Raw genomic sequence first — 22,383 nt, 5'->3', positions numbered from 1 at the left:
AGCAAAAGCGCTTTTTCGCCCACTGGCGTCCTTAGTCAACATAAATTTAACCGCGGCAGGCTAACTAAAGCGCTCGCCAGCACGATAGTTTTCACGTTTACTATACGTCTCCTTTCTATCTCTGCACCGTCGTGAGGAAGTATGTCTACCCGTCAGCTGTTGCCGCTCATCGGGGCGTTGTTTGCGCTGTATATCATCTGGGGTTCCACCTATTTCGCTATCGCCGTTGGCGTCGCCAGTTGGCCTCCGCTGATGATGGCTGGCGTGCGCTTTCTTTCCGCTGGCGCGGTGCTGCTCGCCTGGCTGCTGGCCACGGGCCATAAGCTCCCTTCGCGCAAACCACTGCTCAACGCGGCGCTGATCGGCGTTTTGCTGCTGGCCGTAGGCAATGGTTTTGTGACGCTTGCCGAACACCAGCACGTCCCCTCAGGTATTGCGGCAGTCATGGTCGCGACGGTACCGTTGTTTACCCTATGTTTTAGCCGTTTTTTTGGTATTGCGACCCGCAAGCTTGAGTGGTTAGGGATCGCGATAGGTCTGGCAGGTATTGTTCTGCTTAATAGCGGCGGCAACCTGAACGGTAACCCCTGGGGAGCGCTGCTGATTCTGATCGGCTCGATGAGCTGGGCCTTTGGTTCGGTCTACGGTTCGCGGATTGAGCTCCCCACCGGTATGATGGCGGGCGCGGTTGAAATGCTGGCGGCAGGGATTGTGCTGATGATTGCCTCCGCGCTGAGCGGTGAAAAGTTAACTCAGATACCCTCATGGTCCGGCATTTTTGCCGTCGCCTATCTGGCTATCTTCGGATCGCTTATCGCCATCAACGCCTATATGTATTTAATTCGTAACGTGACGCCAGCCGTGGCGACCAGCTATGCCTACGTCAACCCGGTAGTCGCCGTCCTGCTGGGCACCGGTTTTGCCGGGGAAAGCTTATCTCCCGTAGAGTGGCTGGCGCTCGGCATCATAATTTTTGCGGTCATTCTGGTGACGCTCGGCAAATACCTGTTCCCGGTTCGTCGCGAGATTACGTCCTGTAAGGCGCAGAAGTAACGTCTAACAGACCTATGCCTTGAGTATCGATCTGCGCGCACCGATCGCCGCCGCAGATCCACTCTTCCAGTCGTTCGCCCAGCGCTTCGTCGTTAAGCTTCTTTCGCCCGCGCAGCGCGCATTCCCAGACCACCAGCACCCGCCATCCCTGCTCCACCAGTCGCCCGATATCCCGGCGATCGCGCACCACGTTTTTGGCTATCTTGTCGAGCCAGAATTCGGTTCTCGTCGCGGGCACCTTAAACAGATAGCAGTCGTGATGGTGCCAAAAGCAGCCGTGAGTAAAGATTACGCACTGATAGTCTGATACCACAAAATCCGGGCGGCCGGGGAGCGCAGCGTCCTGTACGGTAAAGGAAAAACCGGCACGCGCCAGCAGCCCCGCCAGCCGTTTCTCAATTGCCGTATCGCGGGTGCCGATCGCGCGCATGTTTTTACTACGGGTGGCTTTATCGTGGACGTCGGCCATGGTTAATCTCTTGCTCACGCATGGCTACCGCTTTTTCGATTCGCGGTGCCAGCAGCTTCGCTACCGCAGCAAATACCGGCACCACGACCGAGTTGCCGAACTGGCGATAGGCCTGAGTGTCCGAGACCGGGATACGAAAACGATACCTCTGCGGCGTCTCAAAACCCATCAGACGCGCGCACTCCCGCGGCGTCAGCCTGCGCGGACGACGCAACTGATTCTCCGGGTCATCAAAATATTTTTCGCCTAATGGCCGATCCCAGCCGCGATCGATGAGGATTTCCGCGCCATCTTTGTAATAGCGGGCAGAGAGCGTGCGCGCCACGCTGTGCGGATTCGTTGGATCAACCAGCCCGTAGCCAAAACCGTTCCCTCGCTCCTGATGCTTACGCGCATAGCGATAGAGATACTTCCACAGCACCCTGGTGAGGATAAACTTGTCGTCAACCGTGGGTTCCAGCAGCTCGCCAAAAGTAGGTCTGCTGGCAGGATAGAGGTGGGCAATATCGCGCAGGGTAAAACCCTCATGGAGCTGGAGGTCGCGCCGGAAACCCACCAGCACAATCCGTTCCCGATGCTGAGGTAAAAAATGGCGTCCATCAATCACCTTAGGATCGTCCGCTCCGGTATGCGCCGCATCGGCAACCTCGTAACCCAGCTCATCGAGCGTTTGCATAATGATACGAAAGGTCCGCCCCTTGTCGTGGCTCTTCAGGTTTTTGACGTTCTCCAGCACAAAAATTGGCGGCTGGCGGGCGGTGATGATCCTTACCACGTCAAAGAACAGCGTTCCCTGGGTTTCACAGGCAAAACCATGAGCGCGTCCAAGGGCATTTTTCTTTGAGACGCCGGCCAGTGAAAAAGGCTGGCAGGGGAAGCCGGCCAGCAGTACGTCATGCTGCGGGATTGCCTGGCGTATATGCTGCGCGGCTTCTTCATCGCTCACCTCAGGGAGATGGCTCAGCGTGACGTCGCGGATATCTTCATTAAAGCGATGCTGCTCAGGATCGCAGTACCAGTTAGCTTTATAGGTGCGCACCGCATGTTTATTCCATTCGCTGGTAAACACGCATTGCCCGCCAATCGCCTCAAAACCGTGACGAATACCACCGATGCCGGCGAACAGGTCGACGAAGCGGAATCCATAGTGGGGATGATGCGCTGGAGGCTGCGGCAGGAGCGAACGAAGATGTGCCTGCTCCTGCGCGCTTATGCGCCCTGCCGCGCGCGATACCGTCGCAACGCGCTTGAGGATAGCCGGGCTCCAGTGCTGCTCACCGACGGCAACCAGTTGCGCCACCAGCGTTTTAACGTCATAAATTGCCATTAGCTGGCGCAATAACGTCTGCGCGTCTTCTTCGGTATGCTCAACCTTAAAAGACGGGGGATTTTCCTTGGATAAATTTTGCGCCATAACCTCAACCAGCCCGACTATTTTTGCAGAGGTTACCATAAATAGCGCGGGCAGTTTTATGCTAGTGGATCAAAGCGCTGCAAAACCTTGTCATCAAGGGACATCGGGTCTCCGCGAAGTTCGGCGCTGAGCTTAGCCATATACTGAACCAGAAAGCGCGCATTGTGCAGCGCCATCGCCCTACCCTTTTCTGTCTGCATCGTTTCCGGTAAACGCAGCAGCTTGCACTGGAAGTGATCCAGCGCGTATTTTTTATCATCCAGTTCACGCCGATCGGCAAAGGGATCGTCGGCATCAAACAAGATATTGTTCAGCGCACCGGATACCGCGAATACGCGCGCCAGGCCAATCGCCCCCAAAGCCTCCAGCCGATCGGCATCCTGGACAATTTTCGCTTCTTCACTGCGGGGAGCCATCCCCGCGCTAAAACTATGCGCTTCAATGGCGTGCAGAACCGCCGCATAGCGCTCCGGCGGAAAATCGGGAAAATCTGACTGCAGGATAGTCAGCGTTTGTTCCGCAGCCATCGCCGAAGAGCGGCTACGCTCAGGATGGTTCTTCGCCAGGCTGACAATATCGTGAAAATAGCAGGCGGTGAGGATCACCAGCCGGTCAGCATCACTCTCTTCGGCCAGCCGCTGCGCGGTGGCCCATACCCGGCGGAAGTGTGAAATATCGTGAGCGGCATCCCCTTGCGAGTGATGTCCACTTAGCCAGGCTTCAAATCGTTGCTGCCATTGATAAAGATCCATGCGCGCTCCTTTGAGATCAGGTCAGCAACGAGCATAGCAACTTTATTCGTGATGTTCATACATCTGCGGGTCAGGACGCGTATACCAGGCAATTGCGCCGAGAATAGCGCCGACAATGCCCAATACCAGAAATCCCAGCAGCGCGCCGATCCATTTCCCTGTCGTTGAACCGAGCTCACCGTCAATCGTCGCGCCGGGTACGCTTTGGATCTGCCCGACAACCCACCAGTAACGCGCCATCGCCCACAGGAAATAGCCGCAAAAAGCGTAAAACGCCCATAGTGCCAGCTTCCCGCCAGGGCTTCTTTTCGCTTTCTCTTCCATTAATCTGTTCTCCATATATTCAACAACCAACATCACGGACTCAGTGAAAAATAGTGACATTCATCACATTATATAATAAAAATTCTTGCAAGGTAGCAGATCTTGCTGACCGGGACGCTCGAGTGCGCGAGTTCTATTCAATATCAGGGGGCCGCTATATATACTTAATCAATTTGTTGCCTGTTGAAATAATACAAAATAATGATAAAAAATATATTCTCACGGCCATTTTTGCCGGCATCTGCATTGCATTTACCATATTTAATTTTATTAAACCGCGCACATGAAAACGCCTTCTCGTTGCACGAAATTGCTCCTTGCGAGTCATTTAAATAATACATTAAATATATAAATACAAAAAAAACAATCATAGCCCTCATGAAACCTATTTGTAACAAGAATAACCCAGATTAAACACATAACCTATTGTTATTGATAAGCATAAAAACAAAATATAAGTCATCACAAAATGATAGAATTTAAATATAATGAATATAACAGAAACATTTTGTAATATTAGATATAATTTACTTACATATTTCACTTAAAGAAAAATGAACTTAATCGCTAGTATCAAATAGTCAACCCGGAGGGAGTGACACAATTCATATTAATTATGATTAAAAGGGAATATATAATGAAAAGAAAAGTACTGGCAATTCTGGTTCCAGCTTTATTAGTCGCTGGCGCGGCTAATGCAGCAGAAATCTATAATAAGAACGGCAACAAACTCGATTTCTACGGCAAAATGGTTGGCGAGCACATCATGACCCATGATGGCGACAACAACAACTCCGACGATACCTCCTATGCGCGTTTCGGCATTAAAGGCGAAACTCAGATCAGCAGCGAACTGACCGGTTACGGCCAGTTTGAATACAATATCAAAGCAGACAAACCAGAAGGCCAGCAGGCTGATGATACCCGTCTGGCGTTTGCTGGTCTGAAATTCAGCGACTACGGCTCATTTGACTATGGTCGTAACTACGGCGTGGTTTATGACGCGGCAGGTTACACCGACATGCTGGTTGAATGGGGTGGCGATGGTCTGGTTTATACCGACAACTTTATGACCGGTCGTACCAACGGCGTAGCAACCTACCGCAACACCGATTTCTTCGGCATGGTAGATGGCCTGAACTTTGCTCTGCAGTATCAGGGTAAAAACAACGACACTGACCGCGCTAAAGCCAACGGCGACGGCTTCGGTTTCTCCGTTAACTATAACATCGACGGCTTCGGTTTCGTTGGCGCATACAGCAACTCTGACCGTACTGATGAACAGGCTGCGGACCGCAGAGGCGAAAACGCTGAAGTCTGGAGCCTCGCCACTAAATATGATGCTAATAACGTCTACGCATCTGTCATGTACGGTGAGTCCCATAACATGACTCACATGGAGTATGGTGGCTTTGCTAACAAGACTCAGAATATTGAAGCCGTTGTTCAGTATCAGTTTGACTTCGGCCTGCGTCCGTCCCTGGGCTACGTCTATGCCAAAGGCAAAGATCTGAACGGTAACCGTGATGCCGATATCATGAACTACGTTGAACTGGGTACCTGGTACTACTTCAACAAGAACTTCAACGTTTACACCGCATACAAATTCAACCTGGTGGATGACGAAGATTCTTATATCACTGGCGCATCAACTGACGATCAGTTCGCTGTAGGTATCACCTACCAGTTCTAAGATTGTTTAGTGCATTTATCTCAAGCCCGCCTCGTGCGGGTTTTTTGTTTTATAACGGCGAACCTCATCTGTAAACCGTTGGCATCGCGACGAGTCAAACACACAATGTTGCGATCTCTAACGATTGCCAGAGCAGTAAACCAGGAAGATGATGATTGTAGCCTTAAAAAGGCACGATACCATTTGTGACGGGAGTCGTTGAAAGGAAATCACGTAAGTGTTTGAATAGTGGCGGAGAGAGGGGGATTTGAACCCCCGGTAGAGTTGCCCCTACTCCGGTTTTCGAGACCGGTCCGTTCAGCCGCTCCGGCATCTCTCCGCTGTTGAGGTTGCTATAATGCCAGGTTCTTTGGCATTTTAATAGTTCCTGTCTCTTTAAATCAGTTCAAGTGACGACTTTGCGAGCAATATGATGTTTAAATGGCCCTGGAAAGTAGATGAAGAGTCCGGCAACGCGGAAATCCCCTGGGAAAAGGCGCTTGCCATCCCTGTGTTAGCCAACCTCTCCGACCATGAGCAGCAGCAGCTGGTGCAAATGGCTTCCCGCTTTTTGCAGCAAAAGCGTCTGGTTGCATTACAGGGGCTTGAGCTCACTCACCTGCAGAGCGCGCGTATTGCGCTACTGTTTTGCCTGCCGGTTCTCGAACTGGGGATCGAGTGGTTAGATGGTTTTCACGAGGTGCTCATCTACCCTGCTCCGTTCGTTGTCGACGACGAATGGGAAGATGATATCGGCCTGGTGCATAGCCAGCGAATCGTACAATCAGGGCAAAGCTGGCAACAAGGGCCGATCGTTCTCAACTGGTTGGATATTCAGGACTCCTTCGACGCTTCTGGCTTCAATCTGATTATCCATGAAGTGGCGCATAAGCTGGATACCCGCAATGGCGATCGCGCAAGCGGCGTCCCCTTCATTCCGCTACGCGAAGTCGCTGGCTGGGAACACGATCTCCATGCAGCAATGAACAATATTCAGGATGAGATCGATCTGGTCGGCGAAAGCGCCGCCAGTATTGACGCTTACGCGGCCAGCGACCCTGCCGAATGTTTTGCGGTGCTCTCTGAATACTTCTTCAGCGCCCCTGAGCTGTTTGCCCCACGCTTTCCCGCGCTTTGGCAGCGTTTCTGCCATTTCTATCGCCAGGATCCGCTGGAGAGATTACGCGAGAATAGCCCGCAGGAGGATGGCGATAGCCCGGCAGTACACTAAAACAACGACCTGCATTAAATTTAGCCAATTGAATCAGCAAGTTAAATTTAGTGTTGACACAAAAATACGAGACCAGTAGTATTCGCCTCGTTCACACGATTCCTCTGTAGTTCAGTCGGTAGAACGGCGGACTGTTAATCCGTATGTCACTGGTTCGAGTCCAGTCAGAGGAGCCAAATTCTAAAAAGCCTGCTTTCAAGCAGGCTTTTTGCTTTTCTGGCAATAACCCCGTCTTACTTCACCCTTTTGCTGCGCAATTTACCCTCTGCGTGCCAGCGCAGGGCGTCAACCACCAGCGTAAACGCCGTCGGAAGATGATTCCGGCCAGGATAATAAAGATAGTACCCCGGGAAAACCGGGCACCAGTCGGCCAGCAGCGGCACCAGTTGTCGGTTAGCGATATATTTCGCCGCCAGGTCGTGAGGAACATAGGCAATCCCTGCCCCGTCCAAAGCGGCCTGAATCATCAAAAAAGTATTATTAAAAACGGTTTGCCCTTCGACGCGAACGCTGGTTTTTTGGCTGCCCTTTGCAAACTCCCAGGCGTAAAGCGCGCCGTGGGTGGGCAAACGCAAATTGATGCAGTTGTGTGCCATCAGATCTTCAGGCCTTGCCACCGCCGCTTTGCCGGAAAGATAGCCGGGCGCGGCAACCACCGCCATCTGCACATCGGGCGTAATGCGCACCGCAATCATATCTTTGTCCACCTGATCGCCCATCCGCACGCCGGCATCGAAGCGCCCGGCGGCAATATCGGTCAGCTCATAGCCAACGCTGAACTCAATATGGATATCCGGATATCGATTTAATAATGGATGCAGGCGGGGCCACAGCACGGTGACAATGGCATGATCGTTGGCGGTGATGCGTACCGTGCCGGCGGGTTTATCCCGTGAAGCGCGCAGCGAAGCCAGTTCATTTTCTATTTCATTCAGCCGCGGCGCCAGTACGGCCAGCAGGCGATTTCCGGCATCGGTGGGCGACACGCTACGCGTGGTGCGGATTAACAACCGCACCCCCAGACGCTCTTCCAGACCCAGCAGCGTATGGCTCAATGCCGAGCGGGAAACCCCCAGCATTGCAGCCGCCCGGGTAAAACTTCGCTCCTGAGCTACGGTGACAAAGGCCTGCAGATCGTTGAGTTTTTCTTTGCTCATCATTGGTGAATTTTTTGCACCAGTGTATTCATATTTGACCATCTTATCATTTAATCAAACCTTCTCTACACTTTGTTCTGCCAGTCCAGATGGGCTGCTTAAACGCCCGAAACTGAAATGTGGAGACACCATGAACGAACAATTTGACGGTAACGGCATTTTTCCCAAAGGGGAGAAAAATGAGGCCTATGCGCAGTATTTTCAGGGCACCAGCTACCTGAATATGCTCTCCACGGAAGGGGTCAATATCGGTAACGTGGTCTTTGAGCCCGGCTGCCGTAACCACTGGCATATTCACCATAAAGGCGGGCAGATCCTGTTGGTGACGGGCGGACGCGGCTGGTATCAGGAGTGGAATCAACCGGCGCGAGAACTAACCGCGGGCGATGTTGTGAATATTCCCGCAGGCGTCAAGCATTGGCACGGCGCGGCCGCCGACAGCTGGTTTGCCCATATTGCCGTTGCCGTCCCTGCCGAAGGCGCATCTAACGAATGGCTGGAGCCGGTGACCGACGAAGCCTACCGCCAACTGCCTTAAGCAACGAAACTGTAGAGTTTGCCTATTCATGACTAAACTCTGCTGGTTCGCTCGGGTAAATTTCCTCCGCTAATTAAATAAAGCCTCAGCGCTATTCCAGGTTGGCGGCGCTACCACCGGCGTGGTAAGCGCGGCCAATAACAGCAGCAGTGGGATGCGCGCAAAGCTGGCGGCCTATCGTCACAACCCGGTAAGCCTAAAAAATCATAGTTGGCGATGTGAATCGACAGATGTTAGCGAATCTGCAGATTTGTAGGATTGAGCCCATGGTGAAATTGCCGGTTTTCGTAAGCCGGTTAAGTCGCCACCCGGCAGATGTGTGGCTTGAATAGATCAAACAGGTTTATCATCTCTGTTCAACAGCAGGCTGTTTTATCTGCAGTAACGCCTGGTTATTCTCGGTCCCGCTTATCGTCAGCAGCGCGCTTTGCAACGAGGCACTGAACATTGCCCCGTGCGACAGGCCGGGATAAGGCCACCAGCTGACCGCAACGCCATTTTTCCTGAGCCGGGAAACCATCTGCTGAACTTTACTGCGCGTATCCACTGCCCCGGCGGAAGAATCGCGCTGCGTCGCAACCGCGCCCTCCATCAGGAATAAGGCGTTCCGATTAAACGCCTCGCCTTTTGCCCCGGCCATTCTGTCTAACAGCACGGCTTGACCTCTTCCCAGAGAAGGACTGGCAGAGAAATAGAGCTGAAAGCGGGATGACGTCAGCCAGGCATCAATAACAAATAATCCACCGTAGGAGTGCCCCCAGATAGCCCGTCGCTGAGGGTTGATAGCGATCCCACGCTCAACTTTTTCCATAATGGTATCCTCTAAGAGGCGGCGAAACGCCCCGCTACCGCCGCTTTTCCGCCGATCCCAGCGGTTATCGGCGGGATCCTCTTCGACTTTCGGCCGATAGTCATAGGCTCGGGCAGTTTGATCGAAGGGCAAATTCGTTTGATAGCCAATGGCCACAATGACGGGCGGCGCTTTTTGCGTCAGCTTTTCGAGCAGCGTGTCGGACAACCGGTCCATCACCGCGTTGCCGTCCAGGGCGTACACAACCGGATACCCCTGCGCGGGCGGCGCCGTATTCGGTATCGCCGTCCAGACCTTATAATGTCGTTCACCATCGGAGGAATCGAAGGTCGTGACGTTGAAATGATAATACGCGGAACCGCGGTCGGCGATATTCGGCCCCAGCGGGCTCATATCGGGTTTGGCGTAAGCGTTAAGTGCATACAAGGTGGTAACCAGCGCGGCGATAAAAATCCGCCCTTTCGGCGGATAAGCGAAACAAGAGTTGCGAAGCGACATCGGTTGATTTTTCCGGCACATTATCGTTATTGATAATGATTGCTAATATTAATCTCAATTGCAAGCTACGCGATTAGCCTCGCAGGCGCAGCGTTGTGCCTGCCCGGGATAGCCAGTCATCACATCATCGGGCCCCCGGACAGTCTTGTCATCCTGCTAAGGCGATAGCCGCCATTCGGGAATATCCCGGCTCGCGCCGCACTGAGCCGGGATACTTAAAGTGCCGCTTTCTGGTCAATATCAGGCCGTACGCCATCTCCGGGTCAGCGGCTTCTCGACTTCCACAATCAGGAACATCACAAAACCGATAATAAAAGTGATAACCCAGTAGCGGAACGGCAGCGCTTCGGTGCCAAACAGCATCTGCATAAATGGCGCGTAGATAATCAGCAGCTGCAGCACCAGCAGCACGCCGCTGACAATCCAGATCCCCCGGTTCGCCAGCAATCCTTTACTCAGCGAGAAGCCATCCGCCACGCGACAGTTGAGCATATAGAACCACTGAGCAGTAACCAGCGTCTGTAACAGCACCGTACGAATAAACTCAGGCGAATAGCCGCGCGGCTGTAGCCAGGCTTCAAGCACAAAGGCGCTGACGGCAATCATCGACCCGACAAAAATAACCCGCCAGATAGCAAAGCCGTCCATCACGTGCAGCTTAGGGTCGCGCGGCGGCCGGCGCATGATGTTCTTCTCACCTGCCTCAAAAGCGAGACCAAACGACAGCGTGGCGGAGGTCGCCATGTTCATCCACAGGATCAGCACCGGCGTCAGCGGAATTAAATTTCCCGCCAGTAGCGCAATAATAATCAACAGCCCCTGCGCGAGGTTGGTCGGCATAATAAAGAGGATGGTTTTTTTCAGGTTATCGTACACCCGGCGGCCTTCCCTGACGGCGCTGGCAATGGTGGCGAAGTTATCATCGGTCAGCACCATATCTGCGGCCTCTTTGGTCACTTCGGTGCCCTTAATCCCCATCGCAATACCGACATCGGCCTGCTTCAGCGCCGGGGCGTCGTTCACCCCGTCGCCGGTCATCCCGACCACCTCTTTTTTGCTTTGCAGCGCCTGCACCAGGCGGAATTTATCCTCCGGGCTGGTACGCGCAAAGATATCGAATTTCTGCGCGGCTTCGCTGAGCTGAATATCGTCCATCACCTCCAGCTCTCTGCCGGTAATGGCGTTTTCCGCATTGCCAATCCCCAGCATCTTGCCGATACTCATCGCGGTTTGCGGATGGTCGCCGGTGATCATCTTCACGCGGATCCCCGCCTGCAGGCAGTCGCCGATGGCCGTAATCGCCTCCGGCCGCGGCGGATCCATCATCCCGGCAATCCCGAGCAGAATGACGCCCTGCTGCAAATCCTGATGGGTGAGTTCCGTTTGACCGTCGGCGGCGGGTTTCCACGCTGCCGCCACCATCCGCAGCCCTTCCCGCGCATACTCTTCGATTTTGCCTTCCCAGTAAGGCTGGTCGAGCGGCTCCAGGCCATGGTCGGTTTGCTGATGCTGGCACAGGCGGAACAGGACATCGGGCGCGCCGGTAATCAAAATCATCTCTTCATCGCCGATGCGGTACAGCGTCGACATATATTTATACTGTGAATCGAAGGGGATTTTGCTGCGCAGCTCAGTGTTGAGCGCCGGGAGCGGGACTTTCGCCGCCAGCACTTTCAACGCCCCTTCGGTCGGGCCGCCGGTAATTTTCCACAGCCCACTTTCATCTTTAATAAGCTGACTGTCATTACACAGATCGATAGTGCGCAGATAACGTTCCAGCAGCGTGCCCGGCGCAACGGTTACCGGCGCAGGCTCATCGATCGGGTGAATATTCCCTATCGGCTCGTAGCTGTCGCCCTCCACCCGATAAACTTTATCGGCGGTTATCACGGCTTTCACCGTCATCTCGTTCATGGTTAGCGTGCCGGTTTTATCCGAGCAGATCACCGTCATGGCCCCGAGGGTTTCCACCGTAGGCAGCTTGCGGATAATCGCCTTCTGACGGGCCATGGTCTGCACGCCGAGCGAGAGAATAATGGAGATAATTGCCGGTAAACCTTCCGGTACCGACGCCACCGCGAGGCTAATCAACGACAGCATCAGCTCAGAAACCGGCATATCGCGGAACAGCAGGCTAAAGACAAACAGCGCGGCCATCATCACCAGGATGATGATAAAAATGGCTTTACCGAGCTTATCCATCTGCACCAGCAGCGGCGTTCGGTGTTTTTCGATATCCGACATCATCTGGTTGATATGACCCAGCTCGGTATCGCCGCCGGTGGCCACCACCAGGCCTTTTCCGCCGCCCGAACTCACCGTGGTGCCGGAAAACAGCAGATTGGTACGATCGCCAAGCGGCAGCTCGCCGCTAAGCGCCTCGGTGCTTTTCTCCACCACCGTCGATTCGCCGGTCAGAATCGCCTCTTCCACCCGCAGGTTATGCGCTTCGATAACCCGCAGGTCAGCAGGGATGCGATCGCCGGCGCGGATCACGACGATATCGCCGGGTACCAGAGCGGTTGTCGGGATCGTTTCATGGTTGCCCTGACGAACGACCACCGCTTCGCTGGAAAGCATGTTGCGAATGCTCTGAAGCGATTTTTCCGCGTTGCTCTCCTGAATATGGCCGATCAGGGCGTTAATCACCGCCACGCCCAGGATCACCAGAGTATCCACCCAGTGCCCCATGACCGCCGTCAGCAGCGCCGCCGCCAGCAGCACATAGATCAGCACATCGTTAAAATGCGCCAGAAAGCGCAGCCATGCCGGCTTTCCCGCTTTTTGCGGTAGTGCATTCTCGCCGTACTGCTGCAAGCGCGCTGCCGCTTCAGCACCGCTGATGCCGTCCGGGGTACTGTTGGTGGTGGTCAGGGTTTCTTCGACGGAGAGCTGATAGAACGGGCCGCCCGGTTTTTCTGTATTCATAGTTATCTCCTCACTCCTGTATCGGAAATCAGGACAGCCTCAGGCCGTCCTTAGCGCACCACAAAAACCGGAACATGGGCATAGCGAACGATCCCTGCCGCCTCCGACCCCAGCAGATGCGTCTGAATATTCGGGTTACGCGAGCCGATTATCACCACATCCGCCTTCAGCTCATCGGCCAGTTTGGTCACTTCATCGCGAATGTTGCCGCTGCGAATGTGAATCTGCATATCGTTTTCCGCCAGCGTGAGTTTTTTAACCAGTTCAACCAGCTTTTCCTTAGAAGTATTCATCAGATAATCTTCCATTTTCCGTGCATCGGAAATAAAGCCGCGCGTCAGCACTGGAGAAAAAGCGGGAATCACGTGAAGAAGATGAATCTTTCCGGAGGAGCTTTGTGCAAGGAATTGGGCGTGGGACAATGCCTTGCCCGCCAGACCGATTTCAAACACATCAACCGGCACGAGGATATTTTTATACATAGAGACAATCCTTTTATTACCTATAAAAAAGGTGGTGAAAACAGCCCAGGCACTGGCGCTGGCACTGAGGAGGAAATCTCAAGAACAAAATTTGCTGGACGTGTAGGTATAATTAAACGTAGCACACCACGGTTAACATGATTAACCCGCCAATTAATATATTGAAAAATATCACAGAGTCAGGCACAGCCAGATAATTCAACTGCCAACCCGGTAAAATCGTCGCCATCACCGTAATTTTTGCTCTTTTTAACATTTCTGTTTTACTGCGACTATCCTCATTATCAGTGGCTTGTTCACTTTCTGCCGCCCCACAATAATTATTATGATAAGAATTTACTTAGCTAAGCATTAGAGCTAAAGGAGGAACAATGTTCGGTTACAGTCTGTTTCGCCTGAGCCTGTTTATTGCCCTGGCAATAATCGCCTGTACGGCTACCGGGTTAATTACTTATTGGGTTGTTTCGGCCCTCGCTGAATAAACACAGCGATTGTGAATAATATGTAAAAGATAGCCTTTTACTTCGAGGGGAATACAGTGAACCGTTATTTTTCTCTCATCCCGCTTGTTATTTTAATAACAACGGCTTGCGATCGGAAAGCGCCAGAAATTACGCCGTTACCGCGGATGGTTAAGGTCGCTGAGGTGGTGGCTATCGGCGAGTCACAGCAGCGCGTATTCCCCGCCCGCATTGAGTCCGGAGACTCCACTGACCTCTCTTTCAAACGCGGCGGCCAGATTGAATCTCTTGATGTGCGCCAGGGAGCTAATGTGACTCAGGGGCAGACACTTGCCCGGCTTAACGCCCGGGAAGCGCAGCAGCGGGTGAATGAGCGGCAAACCGCCGCCACCCTCGCCCAGCGGCAATTCGATCGATTCCAGACCCTGGCCGGTCGTCAGGCGATTTCAAAAGCGGAAATGGATATCCAGCGAGCCAACCGCGACTCCGCTAATGCCGCGCTAAAAATAGCCCGGGAAGAGCTGTCGCAAACGACGCTAACCGCACCGTTCAGCGGCGTAGCCGCCAACGTTCCGGTACGTAACCATCAGGTGGTCGCCGCCGGACAGCCGATTGTCACCCTGACGCGAACCGATCTGCTCGACGTGGTGTTTAGCGTTCCGGAAAACCTCTTTACTGCGCTGGATATTCGCAACGCGCAGTATCGTCCGGTGGTTAAAATTAACGCCATACCGGATCGCCAGTTTACCGCCGAATACAAAGAACATACCGGCAGCAGCGACAGCAGCACGCTCACCTGGCAAATCATACTGACCATGCCGCGACCTGCCGACTTTCCCTCGGTCGGCGGCGTGAGCGGAACGGTGACGGTTAATCTGGCGAACCTGCCCGCCAGCGCCGGCAAAAATGCGGTCGTGGTGCCTGTCGAAGCGGTGTTTAATCCGGATAATCGCCCGCGCAACGAACCCCACGTGTGGGTGGTTCAGGGCAGCGGCGATCGGCTCCATCTGGAAGAGCGCAAAGTTGGCGTGGGTCAGATCACCTCACAGGGCGTGGTGATTACCGAAGGGCTCAGCGTCGGCGAACGCGTGGTGGCGGCGGGCGTCAGCGAATTACATGCGCAACAACCGGTTCGAATCTGGACGCGTGAACGAGGTTTGTAATGGATATCTCCCGCCAGTTTATTAACAATCCAATCCGCGTCTGGCTGACTATTTTACTGCTGGGCATCGGCGGGATCTTCGCTCTGCTGAACATCGGCCGGCTGGAAGATCCGGCGTTTACCATCAAAACCGCGGTGGTGGTTACCCATTATCCCGGCGCTTCAGCGCAGCAGGTGGAAGAAGAAGTCACCCTGCCGCTGGAGAACGCGCTGCAGCAGCTGCCCTATCTCGAGAACGTCAGCTCCATTTCCTCTAACGGCCTGTCGCAAATTACCGTCAACATCGCCTCGCACTACCACTCCAACGAGCTGCCGCAAATCTGGGATGAACTGCGCCGCCGGGTTGGCGACGCCGCTCGCCAGTTTCCGCCCGGCGTCGCTTCTCCGTTCGTGAATGACGATTTTGGCGATGTCTTTGGCTTCTTCTTCGCCCTCTCCGGCGAGAGCTTTACCAACCCTGAGCTGGTTCGCTATGCCGAGCAGCTGCGCCGTGAACTGGTGCTGGTGCCCGGCGTCGGTAAAGTCGCCATCGGCGGGGCGATCCCCCAGCAAATCAACATTGATATCTCATTGGCGAAAATGGCCGCCCGCGGGATTACGCTCAACCAGCTGGCGGCGATCCTCAGCCGGTTGAACGTCGTCTCTAACGCCGGAGAAATTAAATCCGGCAGCGAATCGATCCGCCTGCATCCCACGGGCGAGTTTGCCAACCTTGACGAGCTGGGCGATCTGTTAATCAGCCCGCACGGTTCGGGAACGGCGACGCGGCTGCGCGATATTGCCACGCTCTCGCGCGGGCTGAGCGAAACGCCCTCCAGCATTTACCACGCCAACGGTCGCCAGGCGGTCACCATGGGGGTGTCGTTTATCCCCGGGGTTAACGTGATTGATGTTGGCCGTGCGCTGCAAAACAAACTGGCGCAGATGTCGGCGGAAAAACCGGCCGGGATCAACATTGACCTGTTCTACGATCAGGCGGCGGAAGTCGCCCATTCGGTCAACGGTTTTATCACCAACTTTCTGATGGCGCTGGCGATTGTCGTTGGCGTACTATTGATCTTTATGGGCGTACGCAGCGGTATTATTATCGCCCTGTCGCTGGCGCTCAACGTACTCGGCACGCTGCTGATTATGTATCTGTGGGGGATCGAGCTGCAGCGTATTTCGCTGGGGGCATTGATTATCGCCCTGAGCATGCTGGTCGATAACGCTATCGTTATCGTCGAAGGCGTGCTGATCGCCCGCCAGCAGGGATCGACGCGACTTACGGCAATTAATTATGTGATTCGCCGTTCGGCCCTGCCGCTGCTGGGGGCCACGGTGATTGCGATTCTTGCCTTTGCGCCGATTGGGCTGTCGCAGGACTCGACCGGGGAATATTGTAAATCGCTGTTCCAGGTACTGCTGATTTCGCTCATGCTGAGCTGGTTCTCGGCGCTGACCATTACCCCGGTGCTCATTAAATGGTGGCTGTTTAAGCCTCAATCGCAGCCGGTGGCGCAGGCCGATACCAACCCGTACGGCGGACGCTTTTACCGCCTGTATCAGCTGACTCTGCAGGCCCTTCTGCTGCGCAAAACCGTCACCCTGACCGTCATGGCGGCGCTGCTGGCCGCCGCTATCTGGGGGTTTGGTTCGGTGCGACAAAACTTTTTTCCCTCTTCAAACACGCCCATTTTCTTTGTCGATCTCTGGCTTCCCTACGGTACCGATATTGCGACCACTGAAAAGATGACCAGCGATATTGAGACTGCCATTAACGGCCAGCCCGGAGTCGTCACCACCGTGGCTACCGTCGGCCAGGGCAGTATGCGGTTTATCCTGACCTACAGCGGGCAACGGCAGTACAGCAACTATGCGCAGATCATGGTGCGCATGGACGACCAGCGCAGCATTGCCGCCCTGACGCAGCATGTAGATCGCTATATTGCGCGTAACTATCCGCAGGTGAACGCCAGCACAAAACGCGTGATGTTCGGCCCTTCCGGCGACAGCGCCATCGAGGTACGGATCAAAGGTCCCGACCCAGACAGACTGCGCCTGATCGCCAGCCAGGTTGGCGATATCCTCTCCGCAGACCCGGCCACCGATGGCGTTCGCAACGACTGGCAAAACCGCAGCAAAGTTATCCGTCCCCAGTACTCCACCGCCCTTGGGCGCGAACTGGGCGTTGATAAACAGGATATCGATAACGCGCTGGAGATGAACTTCTCCGGCAGCCGCGCGGGACTGTACCGTGAGGGGGCCGACCTGCTGCCGGTGATAGTCCGCCCTCCCGCCGCCGAGCGCCAGGATGCGAATCACTTAAATAACGTGCTGGTCTGGAGCCAAAGCCGCCAGCAGTATATTCCGCTCAGTAACGTGGTCAGCGGCTTTCACCTTGAATGGGAAGATCCGCTGATCCTGCGCCGCGACCGCAGCCGCGTGCTGACGGTGCAGACCGATCCCGACCCGCTCAGCAACCAGACCTCCGGGGATATCCTCTCCCGCGTGAAACCGCAGATCGATGCGCTGGTGCTGCCGCACGGCTACAGCATCGAGTGGGGCGGTGATGCGGAAAACTCCAGCGAGGCGCAGCAGGGACTGTTCACAACCCTGCCGCTGGGTTACCTGGTGATGTTTATCATCACCGTACTGATGTTCAGTTCGCTGAAAAATGCGATTGCCATCTGGTTGACCGTACCGCTGGCGCTGATTGGCGTAACGCCGGGCTTTTTAATCACCGGCATCCCCTTTGGTTTTATGGCGCTGATAGGTCTGCTCAGCCTGAGTGGAATGCTGATCCGTAACGGCATCGTGCTGGTTGAGGAGATTGAACAGCAGAAGCAGGAAAAAGAGCAGCAGGAGGCGATTATTTATGCCGCCACGTCGCGTTTGCGCCCTATCCTGCTGACGGCGTTTACCACCGTGCTTGGCCTGGCGCCTTTACTACTGGACGTTTTCTTCCAGAGCATGGCGGTTGTTATCATGTTTGGTCTGGGTTTTGCTACTATTCTGACGCTGCTGGTTCTGCCGGTAATTTACGCCTGTTTCCACAATAAGGACATGAAGCGACAACCATGAATAGTACCGGGTTAAATATTATCAAAACGCTGGGATGCATGACGGCGGTGACCTTCTTCACCATCTACAACACCTGGGATAGCTATGATTACGACTATCACTGGATCCTCGGGTTTTTGACGTTTATTTCGACTATCGCCACGCCGCTGTTTTTTGTGGTGGCCGGTTATCTCGACTCGCAGTCCCGCCACGATTCGCAGTGGCAAATGGGCAAAATCAAAAGCGTGGTTATCGTCTTTCTGTTCTGGATGACGGTGTACTATCTGTGGGAGCCTTATCAGCGCGGCTATCTTATCCAGCCGTGGTTTGTCTTTGCGTTTATCGTGATTTACACCTTTCACCCGGTCATCGAGTGGCTTAGCCAGCGGCGTAAACTGTTTTTTGCTGCAGTTTTCTCGCTGCTGCTGCTCTCGTATGGGTACGATCTTTTGTCCGCGCTGTACCCGGATATCCATGCGCTGAGCCTGGCGCCGCAGTATCGGCTATGGACATGGCTGCTGTTTTATCTGACCGGTCAGCTGTTCAGCGATCCGCTCGTCGCCGGCTGGCTCAGGCACGAAAAAGTGGTTAAAGGGGCGATGATCGCCATCCCGTTTATTTATCTTTTCACCTGGTTTTACGAGCGCCATTTCTTTTTCGCCCTGTTTAAGGCCGACAGAAATGCCTTCATTCTTACCGGTTCACAAATTTATATTCTGGTCGTCGCGCTGGTGATTGCGGCCAACGGCGTTCGGTTTCGTAAAAACAGCGAGTTTAAAGAGGCCGTTCTCGCCACCATCAGCAAAACGATGACCGGCGTCTATATTCTCCACTACTCCATTTTTCACCTGCTCACCGCCTTTATCCCGATTAACTCACTGGGCACCAAATTAATGCTGATTGTTCTCACGTTTATCACTTCGGTACTGATTTCAATGCTGGCGCTGTCAAATTCGGTGGTGAAAAAAGTGATTACTATTTGACGTTCGCCGATTCAGGCCATGACCGCCAGCGCATTTAAAAACCGTAGCGCAGCCAGGCAAACAGCACGTTGCCGTTATTATAGGTGCCGGGAATATAGGTGAACTGCACGCTCAGACAGCGATAGCTGGCGGAAAAAAGCGGCAAAATAATCGGCAGGGGTACGTAGTTGGCAAAGTCATCGCGGGCGGTGATCCCGGCGGTAACGCCAAGTCCCAGACGAAAATCGCGGCGACTATCAAGATACCACCCCTTCTCCCAGCCGTAGCCGATTATCGGCTGCCACTCGTTATGCGAATCCTTGAACATCATGGCGTAGAGAGAACTCCAGTTGCCCTCTGCGTTATATCTGGAAACGCCAAAACCCCCGCCCCACGGCATTTCATTATAGTTATCCGTTTTCTCTTTATCGTACATAAAGCGGTTATGCCAGCTGAGAAACGGAAGATACAGATCGTAGTTTTGCGGCTCATTCCAGGTCTGCGAGACATCGTTTTTTAACCAGCTCCACCAGCCGCTGATGCGCTGCTCGCCATATATCTTCGTTTCAGCCTGTACCGAAAAGGCGAAAATAAACACAATTCCCCACGCTACCCGTAGACAACGTTGCATAGTTTTATCCTTAAAGAAAACCGCCCGGTGTTAATTCAGTTTGAGAACAAAAAACAGGCTTTGCAAATATCGGCCAAGAAATTTTGTGCGCTGGCTGGCGATAATGGCAAGTCCAGTTGCGGCCCCATTTCAGGACAGAGAGAGCCGCTGCGGTGATTTCATTTCCTTGCTGGTGGGATTATGATGACGCTAACTATCCTTTCTGTCCGCAGTGATTGAGAAATAGATGGATTTCATCAGCATTATTATGTCGGCGGGAAAAACCTCCGTCGATGTGGCCCTTTATACGCTGCTGCCAATCATGGTTGTCATGCTCATCGTCATGAAATATCTGGAAGTACGCGGGGTGCTGGATGTCATCGTGCGCTGGCTCGCGCCGCTGCTTAAGCCGTTCGGCTTAACCGGAATGAGCGCATTTGCGCTGATTCAGATGAATTTTGTCAGCTTTGCCGCCCCGCTGGCGACCCTCGCCATTATGGATAAACGCGGCGCCTCGGACCGGCAAATGGCCGCTACGCTGGCAATGCTGTTTGCCATGGGGCAAGGCAACGTATTCTATCCATTAACGCCCTTTGGCCTGCACTGGCTGGCCTCTATCGTTATCTCCATTGTCGGCGGACTGTGCGCCGCCGCGGTGACCTGGCATATCACCGGCCGCAGGCTATCGATGGTTGAAAACGCGCGGGCCGAAGCGCTGCCCGAGGCGGAACAGAACAGCCAGGGGATTATCGCCGTGATTAACAGCGCCGGCTCTGACGCGATTCGCCTGGCGCTCGGCGCGGTGCCCATGCTGATCCTGTCGCTGGCTATCGTCGGGTTTATGCAGGCGGCGGGCCTGATTGAGATGCTCCAGCGTCTGCTCCTGCCGCTGCTGCTGTGGCTGAACATCCCGGTTAACTTCGTGCTCCCGGCGCTGGTCAAATGCGTGGCTGGTGGGACGGCCTATTTCGGCGTGATCTCTGAACTCGTGCAGCAGGGAAAAGTGACCATCAGCCAGATCAACGCCTCGGCAGGTCTGTTAGTACAGACGTTTGACCTCCCGGGTATCGGTATCTTTCTGGGCGTCAGCTCGCGCTTCGTGCGCCTGTTCCGCTTCGCCGCCGCCGGCGCTATCGCCGGGATCGCCATCCGCACCGTGATGCACCTGACGCTATTCTGATGCCACCGGCTCCGGACGGAGGCAGGCAGCGACATCAGCCTGCTCGCTGCAGGCAATATGATGGTCAATTCTCACCATCATCCAGGGGAAAAACGGGTTGGAGGTCACGCGCATCAGCGTATCCAGCCCGACGCTCAGCGTCGAGGTTTCCCCACGCAAAGAGATCGTGCCGATGCTGATCCCGTAGCGATTTTTCTCCGCCGGTTCCCGGCCATAGAGCGAATCGGTCAGCGGGAACGGCACCGCCACGTGCGACAGCGAATACATATCCTGCGGCCAGGCAAGATGCAGCGGCGTCACGGTTTCGCTTCGCGTTCCGGCAAGCGTGGTGCGGGCCACCGTCTCGTAGGTGTCGGGGGCAGCGTTAGTAATCACCGTGGTGGCATAGGGCCGCGGCGCCGGCGGCAATAACGTATTCACCGCCGAATAGAGCGAGGGACGGAATAGCGCGCGTAGATTCGCCGCCTGGTTAATATCGAAAATCACCAGCTCGCTTCCGTTATCCGGCAGATAGCGATACAGCGACTCTACCACCGCCCGGGTGCTCACCGTGGAGTCCATCACCGACTGAAACGTTAACACCGGCGCCAGTTCGGAAAGCCGATGATTTTGCGCCTCCTGCACGATTTGCTGCTGCAGCGCCTGCGACAACAGCCATGACTGCCTTGCGGCCTTAACCGGGAACGAATTGTATTTATAGGGATTGAATTCCGGGACGATATTCAGCCATGCCGCGCGGGCAAAAGCCGGAAATACCGAGGGTAAACCGGCCAGTCCGGCAAAACGCGCAAAGGCGGTGACGCCAATCATCGGCGACAGCAGGATTATCTGCTGCGGCCGGCGCAGCGCTTTATCCTCCAGGCTATCAAGAGCGTATTTTAGCGCCAGCGCCCCGCCGTTGGAGTAGCCAACCACGTGCAGCGGCACGTTATCCCCGGCCAGGCGCGTCGCTTCGCGCACCGCAAGACGGGTTGTCGCTATCCACGCCTCGCGGTCCACGGCGGTGAGCGCGCCCGGAGCCGTACCGTGCCCGGGCAGCCGCGGGGCGACGGCGACAAATCCCTGCTGCTGATAGCGCTGCGCCAGATAATGCACGCTATAGGGAGAGTCCGTCAGGCCGTGCAGCAGCACCACCGCGCCGCGCGGTTTGCCCTGCGGCAGCAAAATAAAGGAGCGATTCCAGTCCGGATGAAACTTATCCGGATAGACCAGGCTTTGTGCGTAAAAACGGTTAATCGCCGTTTTTTCATCGTCGCTCAGCGCATCGGTAATGTGGCTTTTCATATCGCGGAAAATCGTCGCTTCCCGCGTCTGGTAGTCAGCAAAAGTGGCGTGGTCAATCTCGCTGGCGGTCATTTCATTCGCCGTCCAGGTGTGCCAGCGGTGCAGCGACGGGCCGCGCTGCGATTCGTAAATGCGGCCAATAAAAAAGACCACCACCACCACCAGTAGACCAATGATGGCTTTTTTCGCCATCGAGACCATTCTTAAGCCCGACTTATTCAGCAGCCGGGTAAAACGCATCATTGCCATATTTCTGTCCGAATTATCTCTTTATCCACCGGGTGGGATTATTACCCAGAGCGCAGCAGATCCTGCGATTCTCTTTTTAAACATAGACTAAACCAACTGCCTGT

At 54.5% G+C, this 22,383-nt stretch carries 18 protein-coding genes and 2 tRNA genes; 9 read left to right on the top strand and 11 right to left on the bottom strand.

Annotated elements, in window-relative coordinates:
* The first annotated feature begins 141 nt into the window (after positions 1–141).
* The gene (gene yedA / locus K2184_RS00475) at positions 142–1,053 is read left to right on the top strand and encodes a drug/metabolite exporter YedA (RefSeq protein ID WP_004103473.1); all 912 of its coding nucleotides are present in this window, start codon (positions 142–144) and stop codon (positions 1,051–1,053) included.
* On the opposite strand, the gene K2184_RS00470 is transcribed toward yedA, so the two are convergent.
* Genes K2184_RS00470 through drpB form a run of 4 tightly spaced genes read right to left on the bottom strand, consistent with a single transcriptional unit; the run spans position 1,028 to position 4,012 of the window.
* Positions 1,028–1,522, bottom strand: a complete 495-nt coding sequence (locus K2184_RS00470; protein WP_023321243.1) for a very short patch repair endonuclease — start codon at positions 1,520–1,522, stop codon at positions 1,028–1,030. The two genes, yedA and K2184_RS00470, sit on opposite strands and share 26 nt — an antisense overlap.
* The gene (locus K2184_RS00465) at positions 1,503–2,936 is read right to left on the bottom strand and encodes a DNA cytosine methyltransferase (RefSeq protein ID WP_163524825.1); all 1,434 of its coding nucleotides are present in this window, start codon (positions 2,934–2,936) and stop codon (positions 1,503–1,505) included. The genes K2184_RS00470 and K2184_RS00465 overlap by 20 nt, the downstream gene beginning before the upstream one ends.
* A 56-nt stretch (positions 2,937–2,992) precedes the next feature.
* Positions 2,993–3,688, bottom strand: coding sequence for a phosphohydrolase (locus tag K2184_RS00460; protein ID WP_163524823.1), 696 nt, complete (start codon positions 3,686–3,688; stop codon positions 2,993–2,995).
* Positions 3,689–3,730: 42 nt separating this feature from the next.
* A complete protein-coding gene (gene drpB, locus K2184_RS00455) occupies positions 3,731–4,012 on the bottom strand; it encodes a cell division protein DrpB (protein WP_017145614.1) in 282 nt (93 codons plus the stop codon).
* A gap of 637 nt (positions 4,013–4,649) precedes the next feature.
* On the opposite strand from drpB, the gene K2184_RS00450 reads away from it, so the two are divergent.
* Positions 4,650–5,705 carry a porin gene (locus K2184_RS00450; protein WP_024274419.1) on the top strand — a complete coding sequence of 352 codons (1,056 nt, stop codon included), beginning with the start codon at positions 4,650–4,652 and terminating at the stop codon, positions 5,703–5,705.
* Positions 5,706–5,934: 229 nt separating this feature from the next.
* On the opposite strand, the gene K2184_RS00445 is transcribed toward K2184_RS00450, so the two are convergent.
* Positions 5,935–6,024: transfer RNA gene (locus K2184_RS00445), tRNA-Ser, on the bottom strand.
* Positions 6,025–6,114: 90 nt separating this feature from the next.
* Between K2184_RS00445 and mtfA the strand changes: the two genes are divergently transcribed.
* Complete coding sequence (gene mtfA, locus K2184_RS00440) at positions 6,115–6,915, top strand: DgsA anti-repressor MtfA (protein WP_160885917.1); 801 nt, start codon at positions 6,115–6,117, stop codon at positions 6,913–6,915.
* A gap of 100 nt (positions 6,916–7,015) precedes the next feature.
* Positions 7,016–7,091: transfer RNA gene (locus tag K2184_RS00435), tRNA-Asn, on the top strand.
* 57 nt (positions 7,092–7,148) lie between these two features.
* Here K2184_RS00435 and K2184_RS00430 read toward each other — a convergent pair.
* A complete protein-coding gene (locus K2184_RS00430; protein WP_026055910.1) occupies positions 7,149–8,075 on the bottom strand; it encodes a LysR family transcriptional regulator in 927 nt (308 codons plus the stop codon).
* Positions 8,076–8,202: 127 nt separating this feature from the next.
* Between K2184_RS00430 and K2184_RS00425 the strand changes: the two genes are divergently transcribed.
* Positions 8,203–8,610: a cupin domain-containing protein gene (locus K2184_RS00425; RefSeq protein WP_032728417.1), complete on the top strand. Its 408-nt coding sequence runs from the start codon at positions 8,203–8,205 to the stop codon at positions 8,608–8,610.
* Between the two features lie 346 nt (positions 8,611–8,956).
* Here K2184_RS00425 and K2184_RS00420 read toward each other — a convergent pair whose 3' ends face one another.
* From K2184_RS00420 to K2184_RS00410, 3 genes are all read right to left on the bottom strand, one after another.
* Complete coding sequence (locus tag K2184_RS00420; RefSeq protein WP_163524821.1) at positions 8,957–9,919, bottom strand: alpha/beta hydrolase; 963 nt, start codon at positions 9,917–9,919, stop codon at positions 8,957–8,959.
* A 240-nt stretch (positions 9,920–10,159) separates the two neighbouring features.
* The gene (locus K2184_RS00415; RefSeq protein ID WP_133497449.1) at positions 10,160–12,847 is read right to left on the bottom strand and encodes a cation-transporting P-type ATPase; all 2,688 of its coding nucleotides are present in this window, start codon (positions 12,845–12,847) and stop codon (positions 10,160–10,162) included.
* Positions 12,848–12,897: 50 nt separating this feature from the next.
* Positions 12,898–13,329, bottom strand: coding sequence for a universal stress protein (locus tag K2184_RS00410; protein WP_163470958.1), 432 nt, complete (start codon positions 13,327–13,329; stop codon positions 12,898–12,900).
* A gap of 538 nt (positions 13,330–13,867) precedes the next feature.
* Between K2184_RS00410 and K2184_RS00405 the strand changes: the two genes are divergently transcribed.
* Genes K2184_RS00405 through K2184_RS00395 form a run of 3 tightly spaced genes read left to right on the top strand, consistent with a single transcriptional unit; the run spans position 13,868 to position 18,977 of the window.
* On the top strand, positions 13,868–14,953 hold the full coding sequence (locus tag K2184_RS00405; RefSeq protein WP_004113865.1) for an efflux RND transporter periplasmic adaptor subunit: 1,086 nt from the start codon (positions 13,868–13,870) through the stop codon (positions 14,951–14,953).
* Entirely contained in the window at positions 14,953–18,015 is a 3,063-nt protein-coding gene (locus tag K2184_RS00400; protein ID WP_163525800.1) for an efflux RND transporter permease subunit, read from the top strand. The genes K2184_RS00405 and K2184_RS00400 overlap by 1 nt, the downstream gene beginning before the upstream one ends.
* A gap of 38 nt (positions 18,016–18,053) precedes the next feature.
* Positions 18,054–18,977 carry an acyltransferase gene (locus K2184_RS00395; RefSeq protein ID WP_163525809.1) on the top strand — a complete coding sequence of 308 codons (924 nt, stop codon included), beginning with the start codon at positions 18,054–18,056 and terminating at the stop codon, positions 18,975–18,977.
* 34 nt (positions 18,978–19,011) lie between these two features.
* On the opposite strand, the gene pagP is transcribed toward K2184_RS00395, so the two are convergent.
* Positions 19,012–19,587, bottom strand: coding sequence for a lipid IV(A) palmitoyltransferase PagP (pagP, locus tag K2184_RS00390; RefSeq protein ID WP_163525801.1), 576 nt, complete (start codon positions 19,585–19,587; stop codon positions 19,012–19,014).
* Between the two features lie 226 nt (positions 19,588–19,813).
* Between pagP and K2184_RS00385 the strand changes: the two genes are divergently transcribed.
* Positions 19,814–20,746 carry a nucleoside recognition domain-containing protein gene (locus tag K2184_RS00385; protein WP_004103538.1) on the top strand — a complete coding sequence of 311 codons (933 nt, stop codon included), beginning with the start codon at positions 19,814–19,816 and terminating at the stop codon, positions 20,744–20,746.
* Here the strand turns inward: K2184_RS00385 and K2184_RS00380 are convergent.
* Complete coding sequence (locus tag K2184_RS00380) at positions 20,738–22,273, bottom strand: alpha/beta hydrolase (RefSeq protein WP_163525802.1); 1,536 nt, start codon at positions 22,271–22,273, stop codon at positions 20,738–20,740. The genes K2184_RS00385 and K2184_RS00380 overlap by 9 nt on opposite strands.
* Positions 22,274–22,383: the final 110 nt, after the last annotated feature.

The organism is Klebsiella sp. K5-306 (assembly GCF_051835185.1).
Classification (GTDB): Bacteria; Pseudomonadota; Gammaproteobacteria; order Enterobacterales; family Enterobacteriaceae; genus Klebsiella; species Klebsiella oxytoca.
The sequence above is the reverse complement of the archived record's forward strand: the minus strand, read 5'-3'. Positions and strand labels throughout refer to the sequence as shown.